This is a genomic window from Amycolatopsis sp. NPDC004378, from assembly GCF_053602455.1.
In genome coordinates this window covers 146,601-168,810 of the sequence record NZ_JBSGDR010000002.1, presented here as the reverse complement: position 1 = coordinate 168,810, position 22,210 = coordinate 146,601, and the positions used below count along the sequence as shown (strand labels likewise).

The window sequence follows — 22,210 nt, the reverse complement described above, 5'->3', positions numbered from 1 at the left end:
CTAGTCACGGCCGCGCAGGTAACGTAGTCGGGGTGGGCGCAGGAGCGCGAGCGCAGGGTCGGCCGTGACTCGGTAGCGGATGATGTCATCGTCGATGGGGCCGGTGACCGAGCGCGCGGCCGGTCCGTAGGTAACTCGGCCGGTGTCCGGGTTGTGGCCTGAGATGGCGATCGGTGCCTGGACGACTTCGGCGTGCCAGATGGTGGCGACCCGTTCAGTGGCCCGGGATTCGCAGACAATGTAGAAGCCGGACCGCGCGATCGTGCGCTGCCGGACCCGTTCGGCGGCGTAGGAGTCGAACGGGGCTTTCAGATAGTCGCGCCAGGACAAACCGACGGCGAACGGGGAGCTTGTTCCGTCGCAGGCGTCGCCGAGGCCATGGATCACGGTCCACTCCTGCCGCGTGCGGCGGTCAATCCACTCAAACGTGACGTCGGCTCCGGCGGGCAGGACCGTTCGGCCGAGGTCGACTTCCGCGCAGTCGAGAATGAAGACCGATTGGTTACGAAAGCTGTATCTGCCCTGCCGGCGCGAGCGGGGGTGGTCGCGCAGGGTCACCAGCAGTTCGTGGCCGGTGTTGTTGGTCAACTGGCCGCGGGCCACGACCTCCAGGCTGTCGGCTTCGTGCTGTTCGGCCCAGGTTCGAGCCTCAGCGCCGACGATGCCGCCCTGGTCGCGGGCGGTGGCGGGCCGGTGTTCGACCTCGGTCAGCACGAGAGTGGCGGCCGGAGTGTGGCCGGCTCGGGCGTTCTCGTAGTTGACCTGCCCGATGACACTGGCCACGTCGAGGGACCGCCGGCCGGTGCGCGCGCTGCGGCGACTGTAGAGCAGCGACCCGAGCGCGATCACCAGCGACGCGACGCTGACCCATTCCGCGCGCATCCACTCTCTTGGTGGTTAGGTTCCCGGCTGAGCGTGACCAGCGGTGGTGAAGGCCAGCCGTTTCGGCAAGCATGCCAGCCGTGTGGGCCTGCTGGCGGGCGCGGACGGCGCTCGTTACCGGCGGGTGCGCGTCAGTGAGTATGGCGGGGTGCTGGTCTGGCAGGGTAGGCGTTATGGATGTTGATGAAGTGCTGACAGCCCAAGAGTTGTGGGGTTGGCCGGTCGACGTTCTCGACGAGCTGTGGATCTTGCGAGACCGGGCGTGGGACGGCGAGATCACGCTCGAGCAGTGGCGGGAGCGGGATGCGGCGATTCGCGCGGGCCGGCCACCAGCCGATCGGGACGAGGTCCGCGAGCTTCGCATTGCGTGGATCGAGAACCCGCCAGACGAGGTGCCGGACGATGTTCAGTCTCGGGTACTGCACCGCTTAATGGCGCTGAGCCAGCCGGCACCGAGTGATGATGAGCTGTGGCAGGAATTGGAACGTGTGGTCACGGCTCTGGGCGATCCGAAGCTTCGGCATGCCCGCCTGCTGGATAAACTTCGCGCCGGCCGGGACCGCGTCGAGTCATGGCTGATCCGCGATGGTGGCGGCATCGACATGATGTCGGGGTTGCCGTGGTCGCAGATCGCCCGGTACCGCGTTGTGGATGAGCCTGGCCTGGGGCCGGTGCCGCAGCATGTTGACGCTGCACGCAAGTTAGCGATGCGCGACGCATCGGAGGCCGACCGCAAGCGGGCGGTGTTGCTGGCCGGCGATCGCGATCGGACGATGGCCGGTGCGGTGGCGGAGATGAGCCAGCATGTTCTCACCGGGCTGGTCGCGTTGCTGCGGGACGCGGCGGACGAGGATGAAGAGTTGGTGCCGGTGCTGGCCGATCAGCTCAACATCTGGACCGATCCGCGGCTGCAACGCCTATTGCTGAGGGAAACCGCGCAAGGCTGGCCGGCCTCGCTCGCCAGCGGCCAGTCATGAGGGGCAGGGTGTTCTGTCTCCCGGCGGCGTGGCGAGGGACGTGGTTTCCCAGGTTGTGCTGCCTCTAGCGTGCGACTGTGCCTTTGCTGGCGCGGATCATTTCCGCGATGATCCGCCTCCCTCCGATGTCCAGCATGTTCTGCACGATTACCCGTTTGCGTTCGCTCTCCTGCGTGCGGGTGTCCGCGCAGGCTGCCTCGATCGCGTTGAGGTGGTTCTTCTTGTCGCGCTCGGAGAACCGGTCTACGCCGCGAATGTAGTTGCAGGTGAACCGCTCAATCTCGCCTAGGGGCAGTTCTCCGATCTTGGGCATCACGACCGTGGTCAACCACGAGGATTGGGCTACCGCGCCGTGGTCGTCGAGTGCCTCGTCGATGATCTTCCGGAGTTCTCGGTAGCGTTGCCCCAGCCCCAAAGCGGTGTGTTCCTTGCCGGACTTCAGCGTTGCCAACTGCGCGCGCAGCAACACCGGCCCGCTCAAGCCGGCGACGATCCCGCCGACAAACCCAGCCGACCAGGTTCCCGGTCGATCCAGAAGCGGCAGGACCAGAACCAGCACTAGCACGGCTGCCACAAGGTCCAGCCCGACGCGGGCGGCCAGCCACCCCAGAATGTTTGGTCGCCGATAGGCCAGCGGCTTGGTCAGCGACGAGTTCAACTCGATCGAGGTCACCGCAACCGACAGCACTCCAGCCGATAGGAAACCAGGCATCGTCGCGCTCATCCGGCTCCTCCGATGAGCGAGTCAGCTACTTGCTTGCGGTATCGAACAGCAGACCCGGCACCATGTTTGTCGTGCTCGGCGCCCAGCAGACCCAGCCCCATCAGGCGCGTGATCGAATCTCGTGCCCGGCTCGGCGGCAACGCGGTCGCGCTGCATAACTGCGCCAAATCCAATGCCACACCCTGCTTCGTGCGCATCAGGATCTGAATCTCGTCCGCACGCAGCAACAGCTCCAGCAGGGCACGACTGTCCGCGGCGGACTCCACACCGGCAGCCAGCAGAGCGCTCTGGGCGGCCTCAGCGCGCAACCGGGCCAGCGCCCGCTCGGTGGACGCCATGAGCTTCCGCTCACTCCGACGCGCCGCCGCCGCCGACACGAGAGCTCCGATCACTGCCGCCAGTGCCGCGACGAGCGCGGCCCCGGTCGACATCCAGCCACTCACAGCCAGACCACCTTTCCTCGTCCTGCCGCTTCACGCAAGTCGCGGCGCGAACACGGCGCGTTACACACTCAAGGCCCGCGAAATTGCGGGTCCTGCTATGAACGTTCTCGAACGTGCCCGCGATAGATCATCGATGCCGCGGCCGCGCTGGTCACCTCTGGCCATAGTCGCCCGGACAGCCGCCGAGCTTGATGCGCGCGCGTCTCATCGGCGGCGTTCTGGTCACCTTCACCCGACCGGGAACAGTCCCTTCCGCGGCATTTGTGGTCGCGGCGGCGGAGTCAACACGACACGCCGCTGTGGATGTGTCTAACTGTCGGGTGCCTGTAGACTTAGAGTAGGTTTTGACGTTTAAACGGCAAAGCAAACGTGCTGGTCACGGGCCGTCTTGGAGGTGGTGTTGCTGTGGCTAGGGTGCATGACGTGGCAGCGGCGCTGCTGGCCGAGACTGGGCCGGTGACGACGATGAAACTGCAGAAGCTCGTCTACTACTCGCAGGCCTGGCACTTGGTGTTCCACTCCATGCCGCTGTTCGAGGACGCGATCGAAGCATGGCCGCAAGGTCCGGTGACCCGATCGTTGTACGAGAAGCACCGGGGCCAGCTGCAGGTGTCGGTCTGGCCGGCCGGTGACCAGGCCAAGCTGGCTCCTCTCGAGCGGGATACGCTGCGGTGGGTGCTGGAGAAGTACGGCCGCTTCTCGGCGGAGTCGCTGTCGCAGATGACGCACATGGAAGCCCCGTGGCTGATCGCGCGAGGCGCACTCGGGCCGCGTGATCGGTCGTCAACGGCGATCGACCGGCAGCAGATGAAGCACTTTTACGGCCGCCAGCAATCCCCGATCGACGTTGCGGTCTCCCAGGTGATGGCGAGCGCGGCGATCGAGGGTGTGGAGTTCGACGACACGCAGCAGGAGAAGCTGCGGGCGGTGGCCAGCGGAGCGGTGTCGGCTGATGACGCGGTCGCGGACGTGATCCGGCGGGCCCGCCGTCAGTGACCGACCCGTACCTGATTCCCGGCACGGATTGTCTGGCGAACAAGCTCGACCTTGAGGACCCGGCGGAGCTGCGGGCGGCCGAGGGTGAGATCGTCGCGTACCGGGACATCGTGCTGAGCAGGGAGACGCTGCCCGGCGAGTACAACCTCACCCATATGCAGGCCTTTCACCGGGCACTGTTCGGTGACGTCTACGCGTGGGCCGGGCAGATCCGTACGGTCAACATCCACAAGGGCCGGACCACGTTCGCGTTGACACCGTTCATTGAGGATGAGACCTCGTCGGTCCTGGCGGGCCTGGAAGACGACGGCTGGATGATCGGGCTGAGCCTGGAGCGTTTCGTGGAACGCCTCGCGTATTACTATGGCGAGCTGAACGCCTGTCACCCGTTCCGGGAAGGCAACGGCCGGACGTTGCGGGCGTTCTTGCGTCAGTTATCGGCCGCGGCGGGGTTCCGGCTCGACTGGTCGGCGCTGGACAAGGTCAGCAACATCGCCGCGTCGGAGCACGCGTGGCGTACGAAGGACTACTCGCAGCTACGTCAGGTGCTGGCCCCGGTTGTGGTCCGCATGTAGTTAGGTGATGTGTGCCTGCAGGCTTCACCCGGTTGTCACAACAGTCGCAGGGCATTCATGACCAGCAGGGCGAGCGTGACTGTGCCGGCGAAAGCTATGCCGCCGCTGGTGATCGCTGCGACCGTGCTTCCGCCGCCCAGGGATGCGAGGATTCCGGCCACCAGAGCGAGGATGATGCCGAGCAAGACGGCGATGATGACAAGGAGCACCCGCTGGGCTCCGGGCTTGTCCATGGGGAGGTGGCTCCTTGTGCATGGCTGGTGTGCGGTGCGGATGAAGCGAGACAGTAGCACGCGAGACTAAGCGGTACTATGGGTAGACATTGAAGGGTAGATATGGTTCGACGCGCAACATCGACCGGGCCTGTGGACGGTCCGCTCGCGGAGTTCGCTACCGAACTGCGCGCCCTTCGTGCTGACTTAGGCAGTCGTGCTCCGACGATCGATCAGATCAGCTCGGCTGAGAATATCCCCAGGTCAACCCTGTACGCCGCCCTCAAAGGCGCTCGGCTGCCCGGCCGCGACGTCGTGGCCGCCCTCGCTCGCGCATGGGGGGGTGACGAAGCCGAGTGGATCGGCAAGCGGCAGGCGATTGAGGACCTGTTAGCCGAGATCGACAGCCGCCGGCCGTCCCAGGCGCTGCGGGACGGAAGCCTCTGGTTGACCGTACCGCCAGAACGCACCGTGCTAGTAGCGGTCGGCAACGGCTCTGTGGAGCGGATGCTGGACGTGGTCTCGTTGTTGAGCAGCGACATCAGAATCCGGGTGGTCTTTACCGTTCACGACAGGTTGTCGTTCGGCTCTGAAGCGTCACGCCTCGTGCAGGCGCGCGGGCTGGTCGAAATCCCGTGGCGAGAGGCGATGAACCACGCGTTCGACTTGATCGTGACGACCAACGCCGGCTGGGACACGTTCATGCCGAGCGGGCCGTTGGCCGTTCTGTCGGCGCCGTTGAGGACCATTGTGCCGATCGGAGAGAAGGTTCAACCGTCACAAACGGTGCCTCGACGAGCCATCTTCGGGCTAGCGGCGGAATGGCTTCACGGCGAGGCCGATAATCGCAATGCCCGGGTGATGCTGGGTCTCGCCAGTGAGGCTGACTTACACAGGCTCCGCACTGTCGTTCCTGCGGTGGTTGATCGTGCGCAAGTGATCGGCGACCCGTATTTTGACCGAATCGTGGAAAGCTGGCCGCAGCGCGCCCGCTACCGGCAGGCTCTCGGCGTTGATCAGGGACGTCACCTGGTCACTGTCACTTCTGACTGGACCGGGAACGCATTACTCGGCCGGGAGCCTCGCCTGCCGGAGACACTGATCACGCAGCTGCCGCCCGACAAATTCCGCGTTGCGTTGATCCTGCACCCGAATGTCTGGGCTGCGCACGGCACGTGGCAGCTCACGCAATGGCTACATGATGCGCTCGCCGCTGGCCTGCTCCTGGTTCCTCCGACTGATGACCAGCGTGTGGCACTGATCGCCGCCGACTGCGTCGTCGGCGATCACGGATCAATGACCGTATACGCCGCGGGGCTGGGACTTCCTGTTCTGGCTGTCGGCGAAGGCCCTCACGATGGCGCGTCCATGGCTACCGAGAGATCCCTGACCAGCGGCCCAGCGCAGGAGCTTGATCTCGATGGCGACCTTCGCGTGCAGGTAGAAGCGGCTATCAAGCACACCAAGGCGGTCAGTGCGGCGGGGCGGCGCTCGCAGGCCGCGGCGGCGAACAAGAACGCTCAGGTACTGCGTACTAGTTTGTACGAGCTGATGAAGCTAGATCCGCCCGCTGATGCGTCTGTGCGCAGCCCAGTCACGTTGTCAGTGTCGTATGCGGACGATGCCGCGATTGCTCACGGGCACGATTCCGGCAAAGCGTCGCTAGCCTGACATAAATTCGCCCTGGAACCCGAGGAACTCCTGGGGGATCAGTTTCACGAAGTGGCGACAGTGGCCTGGTCCGGGCCGCGCGCTGGCTGGGTTTCTTGTTAGTCGGTGGGCCGGTGCCGGAGGAAGGCGAGGACGGCTGCGACCCGGCGGTTGAGGGGTTCTTCGGTGAGGCCGAGTTTGCTGAAGATGGCGTTGACGTGCTTTTCCACGGTGGAGGGGGACATGGTCAGTGCCTGTTCGATGCCGAGGTTGGTTTTGCCCTGGGCCATTTCGCGTAATACATCGAGTTCGCGCGGGGTGAGGGCGGCTAGCGGGGAGTCGGCGTTTCTGGTTTGCCTGGCGACGAGTGCTTCGACGACCATGGGGTCGATCACGGACCCGCCGCCTGCGACCTCACGCAGTGCCCGGATGAGGGCGTCGAGGTCGCCGAGCTGGTCTTTGAGCAGGTAGGCGAGGCCGGATGTGCCGTTGCGCAGCAAGGCGAACGCGTAGCTTTCGTCGGTGTGAATGGAGAGCACCGCTACTCCGATTCCGGGGTGCTCGGCGCGGATCGCGTGGGCGGCGTTGATGCCTTCCATGTGGTGGCCTGGTGGCATCCGGATGTCGGTGAGCACGGCGTCGGGGGTCAGCCGGCGCACCGCGTCGCGTAGTTCGTCGGCGTTGCCGACCGCGGCGAGTACGTCGACCTCGCCGGAGTCTTCCAGCAGGGCGCGGGTGCCTTCGCGGACGAGGTACTGGTCCTCGGCGATGATCACGCGGAGCCGGTCAGTCACTTGTTGCCTCCGATGGGCATTGTGGCGTGCACGGTAGTGCCGGTGCCCGGTGAGCTGTCGATGGTGAGCGTGCCGCCAAGGGTTTCCACCCGGTCGCGCAGGTTCGCGAGCCCGTGCCCGTTCCTGCTGGCCGAGGTTATGCCGGTGCCGTCGTCGCGCACCAGCACCGCGAGATGACCGTCGCGTGTGGTCAGTTCGATGCCGGCGGTGTGGGCGGCGCCGTGTTTGACGAAATTGGTCAGGGCTTCGCAGACCACGTAGTAGGCGGCGCCTTCGATCTCGGCGTCGAAGCGTTCAGCTAGCAGCGCGGTGTCGGCGTGTACGTGGATGTCGAGGGGGACCCGGTCGGCCTTGGCCTGCACGGCGGGAACGAGTCCCTGGTCGCTCAGTACCGGCGGGTGGATGCCGTGTGCGAGCTCGCGCAGGTCGGTGAGCAGGTCCCGGGTGTCGCGCTGCAGTTCATCGAAGACGTCGTCGCGGGATCGGTCGCCGCGGCCGAGCTGGTTGCGTGCGAGCCGGAGTTTCATGATCAGCGAGACCGCGTTCTGCTGGGCGCCGTCGTGGATGTTGCGTTCGATCCGGCGCCGCTCGGTGTCCTGCGCGGTGACGATGCGGGCACGGGAGCGTTCCAGTTCGGCGACCTGTTCAGCGAGCCGGGCGGTGAGCTGGACGTTGGCGATCGCGGTGGCTGCCTGACCGGCCAGGGTGGAAAGCAGCACGCGATCGTCGGGCTGGTAGCCGCCGTCCTTCGCACCGCATTCGATGGTGCCGACCATCTCGCGGCCACGTTCGAGTGGAACGGTCAGCATGGTTTCACCGGATGGCTGACCCGCGACCGCGGTGGCGTCTGGCAGCGTCACCCGTACCCAGCTGGCGGCGAGTCCCTGGTGGGTGGTGTCGGCGAGGCGTGGTAGCAGGTCGCCGAGTTCGACGGTGTGCTCGAGGCGGGAACCGAACGCGGTCAGTACCTGGTAGCGGTTGATCCGTTCGCCGAACACGATCCGGTCGGCGAGTTTTTCCAGCCGCCGGCGCAGCGGCTGGAAGATAACTGCGGCACCGATCGTCATGACTACGGCGAGCTCAACCGGGATGCGGTTGCCGAGCGCCAGACCGGGTGCGGCGGCCAGACCGAAATATATACCGGCGATGCCGAGGGAGAGCACGCCGAACACGACCGAGCGCCGCAGCGTCACATCGACGTCGAACAGCCGGTGCCGGACGATCCCGATGACGGTGATGGCCGAGAGCGTGAGCAGCACGACGATCCCCAGGGCGAGACCCCCTTGCCGCCAGAGAGGATTGTTCTGTCCGAACTGGACGGTGAGCGCGCCGTAGGCGAGTGAAACCGGGATGATGAGCGCCATCGCATACACCATCGACCGCATGCGAGCCTGGAGTTGCCGGCTGGCGTGCAGGTAGCGGGATGAGAGGATGACGGCCACCACGATGGGCCCGGCGAAGCCTTTGGCCGCGGCGCCTGCCGGCCCGGCCAGCCACGCCAGTTGCGGCACCGCGAACGGGCTCGGCACCTGCGGAGCCGGGTCAAGCAGATACGGGTCGATCACCAGGTTCGGGCTGGCCAGCAGGAGCAGCGGCGGTAGCAGCAGGTGCAGCCACATCAGCCGCAGCAGGATTCGCTGCCATCTGCGTTCCACGCCGCCGTCGGGGAACGCGGACAGCATCTGTACCCCGATGATCACGCTTAGCTGGGCGAGGCATTGTGAGAGTGTGCTGGCCGGCCACAGCCAGCCGCCCGCACCGCTGGCCGCGTAGATGTCGCGGACCGGTACCGAGATCCCGTCGAAGACAGCCATTGAGCTGGTCAGCAGCAGCAGTCTGCGGGCTTGAGGGTGTTCCGGTCGCTGGCGGACCAGCCACACCGCGACCCCGAACAATGGTGCGACGCCGATGCTCATCCAGCTGAAGCCGGCGAGAACCCCGCCCCGCTCGGGAACTGCCGCGATATGCCAGCAGGCGGCCAGCAGCCCGGCGGTGCCGAGCGCGATGCCGGCGACTGTGGTGAACCGTTGGCGGGTAGTCATCGTTGACAGTGTCCCGGCCGACGATCAACCCGTCCACGGGGAAGACCCCACCGCCGCCCCGGGGCTGGCCTCAGGGCATTTCTGCGGCTGGCCTACCAGCGGCCGCACCCACCTCGCTCATAACGTGGAGAGACCGTCCTGCTACCGAGAGGTGCAAACAGTGTTGGCCGAATCCGAGGGGGAGAACGTGGGGCTGGCAGCGATCACGGCACGAGGGACCGGGCTGATGGCGGGTGAGCGCTGGTGAGCCGGTGGGGGTGGGCAGGGTGGGCGACGGTCCTGACAGGGTTGGGGGTGGTCGTGGCGTTAGCGGCGTGGCTGCTTCCCCTGCAGACGACCGTGAGTTCTCCTCCCTCGCCATCGGGGACTGCTCTGCCATCGAGCGCTGCGGCGGCTGTCACCTCGATGACGTCCCAGGAGCCGTCCCTGCGGGCTGCTTCGACGCCGTTCGAAGCGTGTCCGGACGGTTCGGTCTGTGTCTGGGAGGATTACTATTTCACCGGTGGTTTCAAGGCCTATGGTGTGAGCGCTCTGAACTACGCTGGTGACAGGTTTAGCGACGGAATCGCGGTCAACGACCACGTTAGTTCGTACTACAACAACACCAGCCAGTGGGTGAACTTCTACGTGGACGCGGGAACCCCTGCTGGTGACCCGTGTGTCCGGGAACAGCCACGCGGCTATCGCGCCGACTTGCGTGTGGAGGGCTGCGACAAGAACCTCAGTGCGCACAGCCCCGACGGCGGTTAGGTCGGCTAACCTGTCCTGCTGTGGTCGCGGGAGGTGACTCTTCGCCGAAGATCAGGTGCCAGCCGGGAGCGCGCGGTCGATGATGCCAGGCCAGGCCCGGCTCGTCGAGCACCTCTTCTACTGGTCGCAGCTGAACGCAGCGGCTGCCGCCTTTGCTGGCGGGTGGGTTGGTGACGATCGGATTATGCTGGTCGATGACGTCCTGGCCGACGTAGCGGGCGTGTTCGTGGTCCCCCGTGATGTCACGCCACAACGTCACTGGTCGGGTGGGCTGAGCCGAGTGGTGACGACCGGTGTCCAGTGGGGGATTTTATGCGGGTTGCCGGCGGTGAGCTGGTGTGCGGTGGCGGCCACGATGTCTGGGGTGAGGATCGTGTGCTGGGATTGCCGCAGGAGTTCGATGACCAGCGGCAGGATGACGGTGGTGCTTTGCCGGGTGCGGACGGTGGAGCGGAAGCCGACGTAGCCGGTGTCGTGGGAGAGCACGCCGCTGATGGTGGTGAGATGGTCGGGTCGTCCGGTGTAGCAGCTGTCCATGATCAACCCGGTGCTGGCGATCCTGCGGCCCTGGCTGTGGGACGTGAACTCGTGCCATCGAAGCAGCGGTCCGTCGTCGGTCCAGCGGGTCGCGCCGATTCCGCCGTCTGGGAGGCCGGGCTGGGGACGGAAGCCGTGTCCGGACACGACGATGAGAGTCGCGGGTTCGCTGAGCGCCTGCACCATGCCGGGGGCATCGACACACTCGCGGACATCGATGTCTGCTGGTGGTTGCCCGTCGAACGCGTCGGTCGCCTCGTGGTGAACGCGGCGTATGAAGGTCCGGCCGGCGCGGAACGCCCGGAAGGTGACCAGCCGGATCTGCTGTGTCCGCGTGCGGGGCATGAGCAGACTCTAGTGAGAGTACGCGCGCGCCTCGATGATGCAGAGGGGCAGCGAGACGGTGCCGGTGAGCCGGAGCCGGTCACTGATTGATCGCGTTGTGGTGTTGCTGCCGCCGTCGGCGGCCAGGAGGAGGCCGTCCGGGGGGTTTGCCCGATGTCATGCGGGTGATGGCGGCTAGTGGCTCTCAAGGACATGGGCACGACAGCCGCTTAAGAAACGTGGGCAAGAGGCTTTCGGACGAAGAGAAGGCGCGGCGGGCGGCGCAACGTCGTTACGCCGATGCGCTACAGGCGGAGCAGGACGCGGTCCGGTTCGAAGTACGCGAGCGGGAGTGGGAAGCGAACGGAACGCGCCTGACCCAAGAGGAAATCGCTGCTGGTGCCGCGTGCCGGGGATGCGGGCTGCCGATCGACGACGGCCTAGGTGCGGGCGTGCCGCCGATCAAGATGACTCCCGAGCAGCGCGCCGACTATGACGCCGCGAACGCGGAATACCTGGGCCGGCACGGTGATTGCCGTGCGCACCGCTGGTTGGTCGGAAACTCCCGGGCGGAGCACTGCGGCTACTGTTGCCCTCCACCGCCGGTCGATCCGGCCGTTCTGGAGGAGGTCTGGGCGATTTTCACCAGGTCGCCGCGGCCAGGGCCGGAGGACCTGGACATGTGGCGATTGACGTTCACCTGCGGGCACGTCGCGGAGAAGACGCAGCATCGCTCGAACGAGCGATGGACCGGGAGCACGGCGACGTGCGGTGAGTGCGGCCAGATTCGCGGGATCGTGGAGACGGAGAAGCTGCCGGCCGGTGAAGTGCGGCGGCGCGCGGACATGGAGCGGTTGACGCGGGAGTGGGAGCAGGCCGAGCGGGAGCGGGACCGCGCGCAGAAGAAGGCCGACGCAGCGGCGCGCCGGGCGGGCAAGATCCAGCGCGAGCTGGACGAGTTGCAGAAACAGGCTGTGCCGGTCGGCAGGTGAGTCAGCGGGCACGGTAGTAGCCCTTGTGGGTGTTGCGTTCGATGAACTCGAGCAGGTGTTCGCGGGAGATGTACTTGCGGGTGCCGAGCAGGACATGGTCGATGTCGCCGTGGCCGACCATCTGATACAGCGTCGAATAGCTCAGGCCAAGAGCTTTGCCGGCGTCCTTCAGGCTGAGCAGCAGCGGGCCGTCGGCCGCGAGCGAGGTGGGTTTGATGACGGTGGTCTGTTCGGCCTCGATGACGTCGAGCTCGGTGCCGGTCGTTTTCCAGGACCCGAGGTAGCCGTAGGGCCGCTCGACCTCTTCCTGCACTTTGGCGGCGGCGTCTTCCTCGCTGGCCGCGCGGACGAACCGCTCGGCGACCTGGACGCGGGTGACGACGACTTTGTAGCGCATGACGCTCTCCTGGATGGTGCGCGCGGTGCGGGTGACGGGCGGCTTGGGCCGGCGGCCGATGCGCTGCATCGCGCGGGCGGTCGTGTCGGGCACGGGATGGTCGGTGCGCCGTTGACCGCGGCCGAGCCGTACCGCGGGTGGGTCGGTCGCGGTGGCGTGGCTGGCGATGACCGGCGGGTAGCGGCCATGGTCGAGGTAGAAGCGGCCGCGTTCGGTGATCGCCGCGGCCCAGACCTTGTGTTTGCGGCTGATCGTGGCGAGCCCGCGGCTTTGCAGGGCTCGGATGGTGACTTTGTGGCTGTGGTCGGGCCAGTCGCGTTCAGGACATCCCTCGCCCAGCCAGCGCAAGAGCTCAACCTGGTGAGGCGTCAAGGGTGGCGGCACAGCGGCAGTCCATCAGTCCGTAGGACAGAAAGGGACCCTCGGCCAGCGCGGATACCGGAACGGGTGACGTTCGCCCGCGAGGGAGTCGAACACGCATTCGGGCGAAGTCCCGGCGTCGCTGGGTTGGGCAGTCGCTGTCCCGGGCCGCGGACGTGGTCGCGGCTGGCGAGGTGGTGGCTTGCCAGCACGCCACGTTGTGCGTAGCATATATGTCACGCTCCTGTGGAGGTGATCTGACCATGTCGACCCTGCGCTCCCGTTTCTGGGATGACCTTGTCGAGGACCTGCGAGACCCGGAGTTGCTGCGCGCCTACATTGTCGAGAGCGTCCGGATCGAGACGATCGACCGGCTGATCAACATGCTGGACCAGGCGCGTGAGGCTGACGACCTGAGCAAGGCTGAGCTGGCCCGGTCCATCAGCGAGACTCCCTCGGTGGTGCGCCGCCTGCTGTCGGCAGGTCAGCGCAATCCGACGATCGGGACCTTGGCTGAAGTGGCCGCGGCGCTGGGGATGAAGATCACGCTGGAGCCGTTGGACGCGGATGAGCAGGCTTGCGTGACCGCGCCGCTGCGGATGGGTGTGGCCCAGGAGCCGGAGAAGGTCGCCGATGGCATTGTGCGGCGGCGGGAGCTGGCTACGTCGCCGTGATCAGCTGATCGAGCGCGGGTCGCGGCGGCGGTATTCGTCGCCGAGGGCCCGGACGGCGGCGTAGTCGCTGCTGCCGAGTTCGGTTCTGAACGGTTTGTCGCGGCCGTCGATGACAACGAGCAGGGGCTTGTCGACTCCTTCGGCGTCGTAGTCGAGCAGGCAGAACAGCCGGTAGTGGTGTCTGCCGGGGCCGTCGCAGCGGACTTCGAACCAGCCGGTCATGTCGCCGTGCATGGCCTCCCACATGCCGCCGCCGGCGAAGCGTTTGGGAGGTGCCGCGGCGACTGCGGCCAGCACCGCTTGCATCTTCGCCCGGACCTTGCCTGGGCAGACGGTGCGCAGGAAATCACGGCCGGGCGTGGCCTCGGCGGGGTCGTCGCCGGGGTGGCGAGTGAAGTAGACGATGTCATGAGCGTCGTCAGATGACGGGCCTGTCCGGATCGTCGCTGTGTTCTTTCGCGCCATCACCGAGGCCACTTTACTTGCGTGGTAGGACATTCCCGTGGGATAGGGGGTGACCGCGGCTGGTCGTGACCTGGGACGGGCTGTTCATCTTGCGAGCGGCATCTAAGCGACCATGCCTGGACACGCGGAAGGGAAGGCTTGCGGCCAACATGTGAACATCGCTGGCATAATATGCGCATGGCATCCTTTGGGCAGACGGTGAGCAGGCTCCAGCCGGTCATCAAGCCAATCTTCGACGCGTTGGACGCGGGCCTGACGGCCGCGGCGGCCGATCATGCTCGCCGCGGCCTGCAACGCCCAGATGACCCTTGGTACTTCGCTCATTCGGCCCGCCGGACGGTGTGCGACAAACTCAAGGCCGCTGGGCTTCAGGCTGTTGACGAGGACACTGGACGCCCCGCGAACCCCATGTCTGGTCTGCTGGTCACTTATGGTGGGATAGCGCTCAAGATCTTGAGGCCGACGATCGACAGGAGGGGCCGCGTGGTCCTGCCGATCCCGGGACCGTCGGCGAAGCGCCAGGAGTTCTGGCGCCAGCAGCCCGCGCTGGACTTGGCCGGTGTGCCGACCGACAACATCATCCTGCTGTGGCATGACAAGGACGGCGTGCTGGTCGAGCCGTTGACCTTGTTCCGGCCGCTGGGCGGCTCACACCGCCGCGACAGCCTGAAGCTCGATTGGCGCGGGACGCTTCAGCGATCGATGGCGACCATGCGAGCCGCCGACCTTGAGCTGCTGCCCGCTGTCGCCGAATACCCGGGCCTAGGAGCGCAACGACTGGGATGAGCGCAGGCGAACGTATTATCCAGCTGCGTGAGCTGCATAAGCTCACGCAGATTGCGCTTGTCGAAAAAATACCCGAGCTGACCCAGCCGAGGCTGTCGAGGATCGAGAAGGGCAAGGCCGAGCTCGACGTGCACACCGCTGCGCTCGTCGCGGCGAATCTGGGGGTGAGCCCAGAGTTTTTTGAACGACCGTCTGTGCCGGGCCTGGTGGCGCATTCCCCGCAGTTTCGTGCCCGCAGTAGCCTGACCGAGCGGACACGCAGCGCGGCGCTGGGCTGGGCCGACGTTATCGACGAGGAGTACCGCCGGCTGTTGACCAGCGCGCAGCCGATACCGGTGACGATGACAACGTTGCATGGTGTGCCAGCACGGGAAGCGGCTGGGGAGGTTCGCCGGTGGCTAGGGTTTGATGAGTCCAGCCCCCTGCCGTATGTGGTGCTGGCAGTTGAGCGTTTAGGCGTGAGTGTGCTCGGCTTGCCGAACAGTGAGAGCAACCTGGATGGTTTCTGCGCCTGGCATGACGACATCCCAGTGGTGGCGTTGTTGGACGGAGTTCCTGGCGATCGGCTGCGGTTCACGCTCGCGCACGAGTTAGGGCATCTGGTGCTGCACCGTGCAGGGCAGACGGGCAAAGAGGTCGAAGCTGAGGCCGACGCCTTTGCTGCGGAGCTGTTGACTCCCCTGGAGAGCATGCGTTCGGACCTGCCTAGGCGGGTCACGTTGAGCGCGTTGACCATGGTGAAGACTCAGTGGGGAGTGTCGCTGCGGAGCCTGATCCGGCGGGCGCGGGAAGTCGGGTTCATCGACCAAGACCGTGCCACCAGTTTGTATAAGCAGATGAGCTCGAGGGGCTGGAATCAGCATGAGCCCGGGCATGTGCCGGTGGAAAAGCCTCGCGGGTTCCGTAAGGCGGCGGAGATCCGGTACGGGGCGGGGCCGAACGTCGAGCTGATGGTCGAGGAGTCCAAGTGGTCGCACGAATTAGCGTTCATGGTGCTTAACCGGCATGCGAGGGCGGACGAGCTGCCATTCCTGCCAGAGCCGCGCCATGACACTATTCCCGTGTCGGACAATGTGGTGAGCTTGCATGCGCGCAGGCAGGGTCGACGATCGCCGTGACCGGCCGCCAGTCCCGCTGGACGTTGTTCTGGCGGGCGACAAGGGTGCGGCGACTCGGAGCGTAAGGTGCCCGGTAAACGGAGGTCCGCGGGCTCGCTATGCCATTGAGTAGCTACCTGTTTGCTCTCGACACCCCGCATTCTGAACCGCTTGTGGTGCGTGCGGGAAAACGCCCGTCCTGTTTCACGCGGAGCGTCTTGCCACAGCTGGGGCAGGGGTTTCTGGCGCGTCGGCGGCACCTTCGACCCGGTGCTGGCGTGGTGTAGTCGGTTGTTCTCGAGCCTCGGCACTCTTTCTGGGCCCATCCGAAGACTTCGATTTCGCCGGAGTGCTTCGGGACCGTCCCGTTCTTGTTTTTGCGCACTTCCAGGCAGTATTAGCCGCAGTGCATGTCCGTCCTCCTCGCGTGATGGCGTGAGACGGGTTACTGACCGCGACCGTTGGCGTCAGCCCCGTTGCTGGGCGGGCTCTTGAGCGCAGCGAGGTCGTTGATCGTGGCCACGACCACGTTCCAGGCGATCCGGACGGTGCTGTCTTTCGGCGAATACCCTTGCGTGAACTGCTTTTTCGGGTGCACGAGGTTGCGGTGGTTGCGCAGCACGTGGGCGTAGTCGACAACGTCCTTGGGCAGCCAGCCCTTCGCCTGCGCGAGATTGATCAGGCTCTCGAGATGATCGGTAGGGGCGGGGCCGTCGCTGTGCTGGCTGAGCGCGACGTCGTAGAGCACGCCTTCCAGGAGGCTGCCGAGCATGATGATCGCCGCGGTGGGCGCGCCGTGGTCCCAGCAGGCTTGCGCCTCATCCAGCCGGGCTGTGAGCTGCTCGCCGAACGCCGCGTCACTGACGACATCGGCCAGGCTCGCGGTCAGCTGCACCGGGGCCTGCATCGCCGGCCGGTTCATCGTCGGAGTCTGCGCGATGAGGACAGGCCGGCCGGACTTGTAGATGACCTGGTAGCCCTCCACAGCGAGCAGTTCGTTGAGCTCCTGAAGGACGGCGACACGCGTTTCGTCGTCGTCGAGGTACTCGCGGGGGTCTGCCAGCCGCAGCAGCACCGCTTTGAGTGCTTCGGAGTCTTTGCGGCGGCTGCGCAGGGTCTCGAGGACCGCGCGGTAGCGGCCGCCGTCGAGGTCTTTGACGCGGCGCCAGCCGGCGGCGGTGAAGAACCGGGTGATCTCGCTGCCGGTGCGGTAGTGCTTGGAGCCGTCGTCGCCGCAGATCAGCAGGGCCAGGCGGTCGAGGACGTTGTCGTCCAGTTCCACCAGGACGTCGTCGCTGGGGCGTTCGGTCGTGCTGGTCACAGGGTGTTCCCCTCGGTGGTGGTGTCGGTGTCGTCGTCGGGCAGGGTCACGGGTGTCCAGTCGTCGGGTCGCTGGGTGGTGTCGGTGATGTCGTCGGGGTGGATGCCGCGTTCGTCGAGGCGTTGCCACAGGGGTTCGAGTTCGCGGTCGGGGTCGAATTCGAACTCGCTTTCGCGGATCCGGATGACGTCCCAGCGCATGCGGCGTAGTTCGCGGTCGCGGCGGGCGTCGGAGATCTGCTGGGCGGTGCCGGTGTGCCAGAGGTGCCCGTCGCATTCGACGGCGAGCCGGCCACCGTCACCGACGACGACCAAATCGAGGCGGCGGGACCCGACTTCGTACTGGGGGACGACGAAGTAGCCGCGGCGTTTGATCTCCCGGAATACTTTCTGTTCGAACAGGGACTCGAATGGTGCGGTGCTCGTGGTGTCGCTGACTTCCTCCAGGCTTGGGGAGGTGCCGAACACCGAGGGCGGGGCGAGCATGTAGCCCATCAGGGAGGCGCGCAGGTCGTCGGGTTTGAGGTCGCCGATGCCGAAGGAGGTGTAGAGCCACATCTGGTCTTTGGCGCGGCTGGCGGCCACGTTGAACGCCTGCTGGAAGATCGGAGCCCGCTGGGCGCGGGGCTCGTCGGCGACGACCATGGACAGAAAGATCACGTCGCGTTCGTCTCCCTGGAAGTTCGCGGGGATCCCGACTCGGATCTTGCGCTGCTGGCGGTCTTCGGCCGAGATCTTGGCGTTGAGTTCGTGTTCCAGCAGCCGGATTTGCCCGGTGCCTTGCATGACGATGATCCCGAAGCTCTTGTCGTCGTAGCGCGGGTCGTCGAGGCATTCGGCGATCTGGGCGACGATGCGCTGGGCTTCGGCAGGGTTGCGGCGGCTGGCGTCGCGTCCTTTGACGTAGCCGCCCTCGACGGTCACCACCTTCAGCGGTTCGAGGTCGGCGGCGGTGCGTTCGCGCAGTGGGATGAGCCCGGGCCGGTCGTCGTCGCCGTAGAACTGGGTCGACGACCAGCCGATGATCTCGGGCATGCAGCGGAAATGCTCCCGCAACCGCACAACCGCGTCCCTCCCCGACCGGGCCGTGAGCAGCCCGTAGAGGTGGGATTTCGCGGTGAAGTTGAGCCGGATCTCCTCATCAATCCCCGACAGATGTTCGTGCAGGCTGTCGAACAGCGCCTCGGTTTTGCCGAGTCGGCTACTACCGGGGGTGCATTGCTTGTCATCGCCCACCACGATCACCCGCGGCGCCATCCACAACAGGAACAACTGCTCGACCCCGACCTGACTGGCCTCATCGACGATGACGACGTCGAACGAGTCCCGCACGGCGCTGATGTTCTCCAGCAGGTTCGGCAACGGCACCACCCACGCGGGCACCGCGTCCTTGGCTTTCTCCATCGCTTGGCGCGCGGCTTTGCGGTATTCGCGGACTTTGCTGCCGCCACCGGCGCCGACGTGGCTCATGTGCTCGCGGTAGCTGCGCAACGCCCGCGCGTGGGCGTCGGTCATCCGGTTCAGGCAGGCTGACAGGGCTTGGACGCCGGCGAGTTGTTCGGTGACCCGATGGATCTGGTCTTCGACCACGTCGAACTCGGCGACCAGCCGGCGTTCGTCCTCGGCGTTGCGGGTGGTGAAGATGAACTGCTCGGCTTTCGACCACGCCCATGCCGCCGGCAGCTCACCGAGGCGCTGGTCCCAGGTCGGGTCGTCGGCGGTCGCTTCGAGCAGCTCCAGCAGGGCCGGGTGAACATTGCGGAGTGTGCGGGCCAGCTGCGCGCGGCGCTGCTCGGCGGCGCGGTCGTGCCGGGCGAGGTCGAGTGCGTCCAGGCCGGTGCGGTAGGCGTCGAGGTCACGGTCGGCGACGGCTTTGACCAGCAACGCCAGCTCCGAGCAGGCGTTCTCGGCAGCCGCCCATGCGGCGACTTTCTGTTGCAGGCCCGCGACCTGGTGCCGGGCCTGCTCCAACGCGACGTAGTTGAGCGCTGCCGGGACGGCGTCGATCGCGCGGACGAACGCCGTGACGGTCGACAAGTCGATCGAGAGGGCGGCGCGCAGCAGTGTTTCGCGGAACACGCCGTGGATCTGGGCTAAGGCCACGATGTGGTCGAGCATTCGAGTGTTGTCGGCCAGCTCGGACAGAGCGCGGGTGAGGGATTCGCCGGCGATCGTCACACCAGCCTCGCCCCACAACCCGGCCAGCTGCACGGTGTCAACCTCGGCTTCGAGCCGGTAAAGGGCGGCGTTGATCTGTGCCAGGTTCTGCGGTGCGGTGCCGTCGACGGTGACGACCGTCAAGAACTCCTCGGCCTGTTTCTGCGCGGCGGACTTGGCGAACTTGCGGATCTTGCCGCCACCGGCGACGTAGTCGCGCAACGCCCGGCCGTTGTTGAGCAGCCCACGGGTTTTGCCGATGCCGTAGTTCCCGACCGGGGGCAGCTCGACCGCGAACTGCAGGCCCAGGTCGCGCATCTGCTGCTGAAGCCGGTCCGCGGTCTCCCGCTCGGCATACAGCCGCCGCCACAGTCCGTGATGCCGGCCGGCGAGGTGGTCGTCGACGGCGATCCCGACCCAGCCGCGCGCCGGCGGGATCGTGTGGTCCTCGCCGTAGCCCAGCTGCTGAAGTTGTGTGCGGGCCTGGTCGCCGAGACCACGCAGATGCGCCAAGACCTCCGGGCCGAGCGCGGCGAGGCGTTGGGTGAGGGTGCTGGTGTCGGCGTGCGCGGTGTCGCGGGCGTGCTGCTCGGAGGCGATGATGTCGGCGAGCTCACCGGCGTCGGGTAGCTCGCGGCGCTCGGGGATCTGCTGCCCGGCGCGGATCCGCCGTGCGGGGCTGTCTTGGCGGGTCAGGGTCAGCAGCTCCAGCATGTCGCCGGTGACCAGTGGCGGCTTGTCGGGCCAGGTCAGATCGACGCTGGGGATCCACCGGTAGGCCGCGGCGTGTTCCTGGACTTCGTGCACGATGTCGGTCAGCGGCCCGGCGTAGCGGCTGGTGCTGTAGCCGGGGGCCACCGGCGGATGCTGGAGGTATTCGACTTCGCGCAGCTGGCGGATCCGGGTGTTGAGCTCGGCGCTGCGGGTGAGGAGGTTGTGGCGTTCGTCGGCGAGCTGCTGGGCCCGGCGGGGCAGGCCCGCGGTTTCGGTCGAGCCGATCGCATTCGAGAGCGCGTCGATGCCGCGTTCGAGCTCTTTGGCGGCGTCTTTGCTGCCCCCAGCGAGCAGGACACAGAGGCTGCGCAGATCCGCGGGAATTTTGTCTCGAAGCACCTTGAGGGCCTGGTCTTTCTGGCTGGTGACCAGGACCCGCATCCCCCGGGCGAGCAGCGCGCTGACCAGGTTGGCGATGGTGTGGGTCTTGCCGGTTCCCGGTGGGCCTTGGACGACGACCCCGATTTCGCGCCGGAGCAGGTCGATCACGCGTTCCTGCTCGGCGTTGGTCGGCAGCGGGAACAGCGGGTCCTCGCCGAGCATGTCGCCGGTGGGGGCGTTCTGCGCGGTGAGCCAGCGGCCGCGGGTGTCGGCTTCGGTGTCGGCGACCAGCTGCGCCAGCCCGACCGGCACCTGCGCATCAGGCTCGCGTAGCTGGGCGGCGATCTTGCGGTAGGTGTCGGCGAGCAGTTCCCGGCTGCGCGGCCGCAGCAGCAACGCCGGCGACGGCGAAAGCTCCAGCCGGTCAGGCAGCTCACCCGTGACATCCTCAGGACGGCGCAGCGAGGTGAAGCCGTCGGCGACGGCGAGCCCAAGCCAGCCCTCGACGTCGCCGAGCAGCCCGGGGTCCAGCAGACCGGTGTCGCTCTCGAGGATCGTCTGGCGGGTGGTGCGGCCGCGGTCGGGCTGATAACCGTCGACCTCGGTGAAGAGGGCTTTGTCTTCGAATCGGCGTGTGCCGCCGATGAACGAGACGGTCACCTCGGCCGTGTCGCGGGACAGCTGCGGGCGGACTGGTTCGGTGATCAGGTGCCGGCGAATCTCGTCCCCGTCGCCGGTGTGCCAGCGGACCAGGCCGACCGCGAGGACGAACTCGTACTCGTCGTCCTGCTGTTCCAGGGTTTTCGCGGCACGTTCGAGAGATTCGTAGAGGTCGCGGCGGGCGCGGGAGCGCAGCTGGTCCCGGCTCCACTCACGCCACTGGGCCAGCCACCGGTCGAACGCTTGCCGGACGCTGGCCGGTGGTGTGATCGCGTGTTCCTGGTCGACGTCGGCGGGGCCGGTGGTGAGCAGGCGGGGTGGCTGGCTGTCCGGTCCGCGGGCTTCGGGCGAGTCGATCCACCCGGCCAGCGCCGCGGGCGGGCGCGGTTCGAGGATGGTTTTGGGTGGCCGGACGCGCAGCAGCACGTCATCGGGTGCTTTCGGGGTCAGGGTCAGGCCGTCGGGAAGGTGGTCGAGCCAGAGCAGCGGGTCGGGCGCGTCGGCTTCGTCGGCGGTGATGTCGCGGTTGGGGTCGCGGTTGGCGGCGTCGGTGACTTCGGCGAGGAAGTCCATGAGGCTGATGGTTTGGTCGAGTACGTCGCGGTCGCTGGCAGGTGCGGCCATGGTCACCTTCCCCTGGGAGTGATCAACAGGACAGCCTCCCTGCCGATCGCAGCTGACGCAATTGGCAACGCGCCGGTAACCCCCGTTTGCAGTAATCGCAGGCTGCCCGGCGGCGAATTGAGGTGTCCGGTGCTGCGGTGCAGCTCGCAGCGCGTACTTCACGTGGTGTGGACAGAAACGTGACAAAAACCGGTCAACTCGTGTAGGGGGGCGGGTGGCAGTGCGCTCGCTAGCGCCGACGTTGCTGGTCGTTCGCGGATTGCGATTGACGTCGAAGACTCTGCGGCAGCCAGGTCCGCCGGTAGATCTCTGCAATGTCTTCCGTGTCGATACAGCCGTCCGACAGGAACCTGGCGGGTATGCGATGCCAGCTGCAGTGCGAGGCGGATATGGGGGAAATCCCTCACGAACTTGGAGGCATTGTTGATCACCCTATGTCGCCCCTGTGGTCGTGAACCGCGAAGACGTCTGAGCCAGTGGGGTGATCAGTGCATCTGCTGGCCTGCCGACAGTGTGCTTAGTGCGATGAGCCGCGGACGCGAAGCTGTCGCCGCTGAGCCGTTCGGCCATTGTTGGAGCGTTGTGGTGGCGCTCACGGCTATGTGCTGTGCACAATCCTCTGTTCTTCCGTTGAGCGTGAAGTGTTGCGCTGTGTCGGAGCTCACAGGGTTGTGCCA

The 22,210-nt window shown here is 66.5% G+C and carries 20 protein-coding genes; 9 read left to right on the top strand and 11 right to left on the bottom strand.

Translation table 11 applies throughout. The features are described 5' to 3' along the window. Positions 1 to 882: a hypothetical protein gene (locus ACWEN0_RS08460; RefSeq protein ID WP_451970349.1), complete on the bottom strand. Its 882-nt coding sequence runs from the start codon at positions 880 to 882 to the stop codon at positions 1 to 3. 173 nt (positions 883 to 1,055) lie between these two features. On the opposite strand from ACWEN0_RS08460, the gene ACWEN0_RS08455 reads away from it, so the two are divergent. Beyond that, a complete protein-coding gene (locus ACWEN0_RS08455) occupies positions 1,056 to 1,859 on the top strand; it encodes a hypothetical protein (protein WP_451970345.1) in 804 nt (267 codons plus the stop codon). Between the two features lie 64 nt (positions 1,860 to 1,923). On the opposite strand, the gene ACWEN0_RS08450 is transcribed toward ACWEN0_RS08455, so the two are convergent. Both ACWEN0_RS08450 and ACWEN0_RS08445 read right to left on the bottom strand, forming a co-directional pair. Next, positions 1,924 to 2,583 (bottom strand): hypothetical protein, encoded by a 660-nt coding sequence (locus tag ACWEN0_RS08450; RefSeq protein ID WP_451970342.1) that lies wholly within the window; start codon positions 2,581 to 2,583, stop codon positions 1,924 to 1,926. Continuing rightward, positions 2,580 to 3,026: a hypothetical protein gene (locus ACWEN0_RS08445; RefSeq protein WP_451970339.1), complete on the bottom strand. Its 447-nt coding sequence runs from the start codon at positions 3,024 to 3,026 to the stop codon at positions 2,580 to 2,582. Before ACWEN0_RS08445 ends, ACWEN0_RS08450 begins: the two co-directional genes overlap by 4 nt. A gap of 423 nt (positions 3,027 to 3,449) precedes the next feature. Here ACWEN0_RS08445 and ACWEN0_RS08440 point away from each other — a divergent pair, with 423 nt between their 5' ends. Then, positions 3,450 to 4,022 carry a type II toxin-antitoxin system antitoxin SocA domain-containing protein gene (locus tag ACWEN0_RS08440; protein WP_451970336.1) on the top strand — a complete coding sequence of 191 codons (573 nt, stop codon included), beginning with the start codon at positions 3,450 to 3,452 and terminating at the stop codon, positions 4,020 to 4,022. Beyond that, a complete protein-coding gene (locus tag ACWEN0_RS08435; RefSeq protein WP_451970333.1) occupies positions 4,019 to 4,597 on the top strand; it encodes a Fic/DOC family protein in 579 nt (192 codons plus the stop codon). The genes ACWEN0_RS08440 and ACWEN0_RS08435 overlap by 4 nt, the downstream gene beginning before the upstream one ends. A gap of 35 nt (positions 4,598 to 4,632) precedes the next feature. On the opposite strand, the gene ACWEN0_RS08430 is transcribed toward ACWEN0_RS08435, so the two are convergent. Next, positions 4,633 to 4,830, bottom strand: coding sequence for a hypothetical protein (locus ACWEN0_RS08430; protein WP_451970331.1), 198 nt, complete (start codon positions 4,828 to 4,830; stop codon positions 4,633 to 4,635). Between the two features lie 132 nt (positions 4,831 to 4,962). Here ACWEN0_RS08430 and ACWEN0_RS08425 point away from each other — a divergent pair, with 132 nt between their 5' ends. Further along, positions 4,963 to 6,480, top strand: a complete 1,518-nt coding sequence (locus ACWEN0_RS08425; protein ID WP_451970329.1) for a hypothetical protein — start codon at positions 4,963 to 4,965, stop codon at positions 6,478 to 6,480. A 98-nt stretch (positions 6,481 to 6,578) separates the two neighbouring features. On the opposite strand, the gene ACWEN0_RS08420 is transcribed toward ACWEN0_RS08425, so the two are convergent. Together ACWEN0_RS08420 and ACWEN0_RS08415 are read right to left on the bottom strand one after the other, a co-directional pair. Next, entirely contained in the window at positions 6,579 to 7,235 is a 657-nt protein-coding gene (locus tag ACWEN0_RS08420; RefSeq protein WP_451970326.1) for a response regulator, read from the bottom strand. Positions 7,236 to 7,249: 14 nt separating this feature from the next. Continuing rightward, positions 7,250 to 9,295 (bottom strand): ATP-binding protein, encoded by a 2,046-nt coding sequence (locus tag ACWEN0_RS08415; RefSeq protein WP_451970323.1) that lies wholly within the window; start codon positions 9,293 to 9,295, stop codon positions 7,250 to 7,252. A 405-nt stretch (positions 9,296 to 9,700) separates the two neighbouring features. On the opposite strand from ACWEN0_RS08415, the gene ACWEN0_RS08410 reads away from it, so the two are divergent. After that, entirely contained in the window at positions 9,701 to 10,045 is a 345-nt protein-coding gene (locus ACWEN0_RS08410) for a peptidase inhibitor family I36 protein (RefSeq protein WP_451970320.1), read from the top strand. A gap of 255 nt (positions 10,046 to 10,300) precedes the next feature. Here the strand turns inward: ACWEN0_RS08410 and ACWEN0_RS08405 are convergent, their stop codons facing one another. Further along, positions 10,301 to 10,927, bottom strand: coding sequence for a hypothetical protein (locus tag ACWEN0_RS08405; RefSeq protein ID WP_451970317.1), 627 nt, complete (start codon positions 10,925 to 10,927; stop codon positions 10,301 to 10,303). Between the two features lie 218 nt (positions 10,928 to 11,145). Between ACWEN0_RS08405 and ACWEN0_RS08400 the strand changes: the two genes are divergently transcribed. Then, entirely contained in the window at positions 11,146 to 11,898 is a 753-nt protein-coding gene (locus ACWEN0_RS08400; protein ID WP_451970314.1) for a hypothetical protein, read from the top strand. 1 nt (position 11,899) lies between these two features. Here ACWEN0_RS08400 and ACWEN0_RS08395 read toward each other — a convergent pair whose 3' ends face one another. Further along, on the bottom strand, positions 11,900 to 12,643 hold the full coding sequence (locus ACWEN0_RS08395) for a helix-turn-helix domain-containing protein (protein ID WP_451970311.1): 744 nt from the start codon (positions 12,641 to 12,643) through the stop codon (positions 11,900 to 11,902). A 275-nt stretch (positions 12,644 to 12,918) separates the two neighbouring features. Between ACWEN0_RS08395 and ACWEN0_RS08390 the strand changes: the two genes are divergently transcribed. Then, positions 12,919 to 13,329, top strand: a complete 411-nt coding sequence (locus tag ACWEN0_RS08390) for a helix-turn-helix domain-containing protein (protein WP_451970307.1) — start codon at positions 12,919 to 12,921, stop codon at positions 13,327 to 13,329. On the opposite strand, the gene ACWEN0_RS08385 is transcribed toward ACWEN0_RS08390, so the two are convergent. Continuing rightward, the gene (locus ACWEN0_RS08385) at positions 13,330 to 13,827 is read right to left on the bottom strand and encodes a hypothetical protein (RefSeq protein ID WP_451970305.1); all 498 of its coding nucleotides are present in this window, start codon (positions 13,825 to 13,827) and stop codon (positions 13,330 to 13,332) included. Between the two features lie 144 nt (positions 13,828 to 13,971). Here ACWEN0_RS08385 and ACWEN0_RS08380 point away from each other — a divergent pair, with 144 nt between their 5' ends. Further along, a complete protein-coding gene (locus ACWEN0_RS08380) occupies positions 13,972 to 14,580 on the top strand; it encodes a hypothetical protein (RefSeq protein WP_451970302.1) in 609 nt (202 codons plus the stop codon). Further along, on the top strand, positions 14,577 to 15,698 hold the full coding sequence (locus tag ACWEN0_RS08375) for an ImmA/IrrE family metallo-endopeptidase (protein WP_451970299.1): 1,122 nt from the start codon (positions 14,577 to 14,579) through the stop codon (positions 15,696 to 15,698). The genes ACWEN0_RS08380 and ACWEN0_RS08375 overlap by 4 nt, the downstream gene beginning before the upstream one ends. Before the next feature lie 424 nt (positions 15,699 to 16,122). Here the strand turns inward: ACWEN0_RS08375 and ACWEN0_RS08370 are convergent, their stop codons facing one another. Both ACWEN0_RS08370 and ACWEN0_RS08365 read right to left on the bottom strand, forming a co-directional pair. After that, entirely contained in the window at positions 16,123 to 16,998 is an 876-nt protein-coding gene (locus ACWEN0_RS08370; protein WP_451970296.1) for a DUF4145 domain-containing protein, read from the bottom strand. Further along, positions 16,995 to 21,848: an AAA domain-containing protein gene (locus tag ACWEN0_RS08365; protein ID WP_451970294.1), complete on the bottom strand. Its 4,854-nt coding sequence runs from the start codon at positions 21,846 to 21,848 to the stop codon at positions 16,995 to 16,997. The genes ACWEN0_RS08370 and ACWEN0_RS08365 overlap by 4 nt, the downstream gene beginning before the upstream one ends. Positions 21,849 to 22,210: the final 362 nt, after the last annotated feature.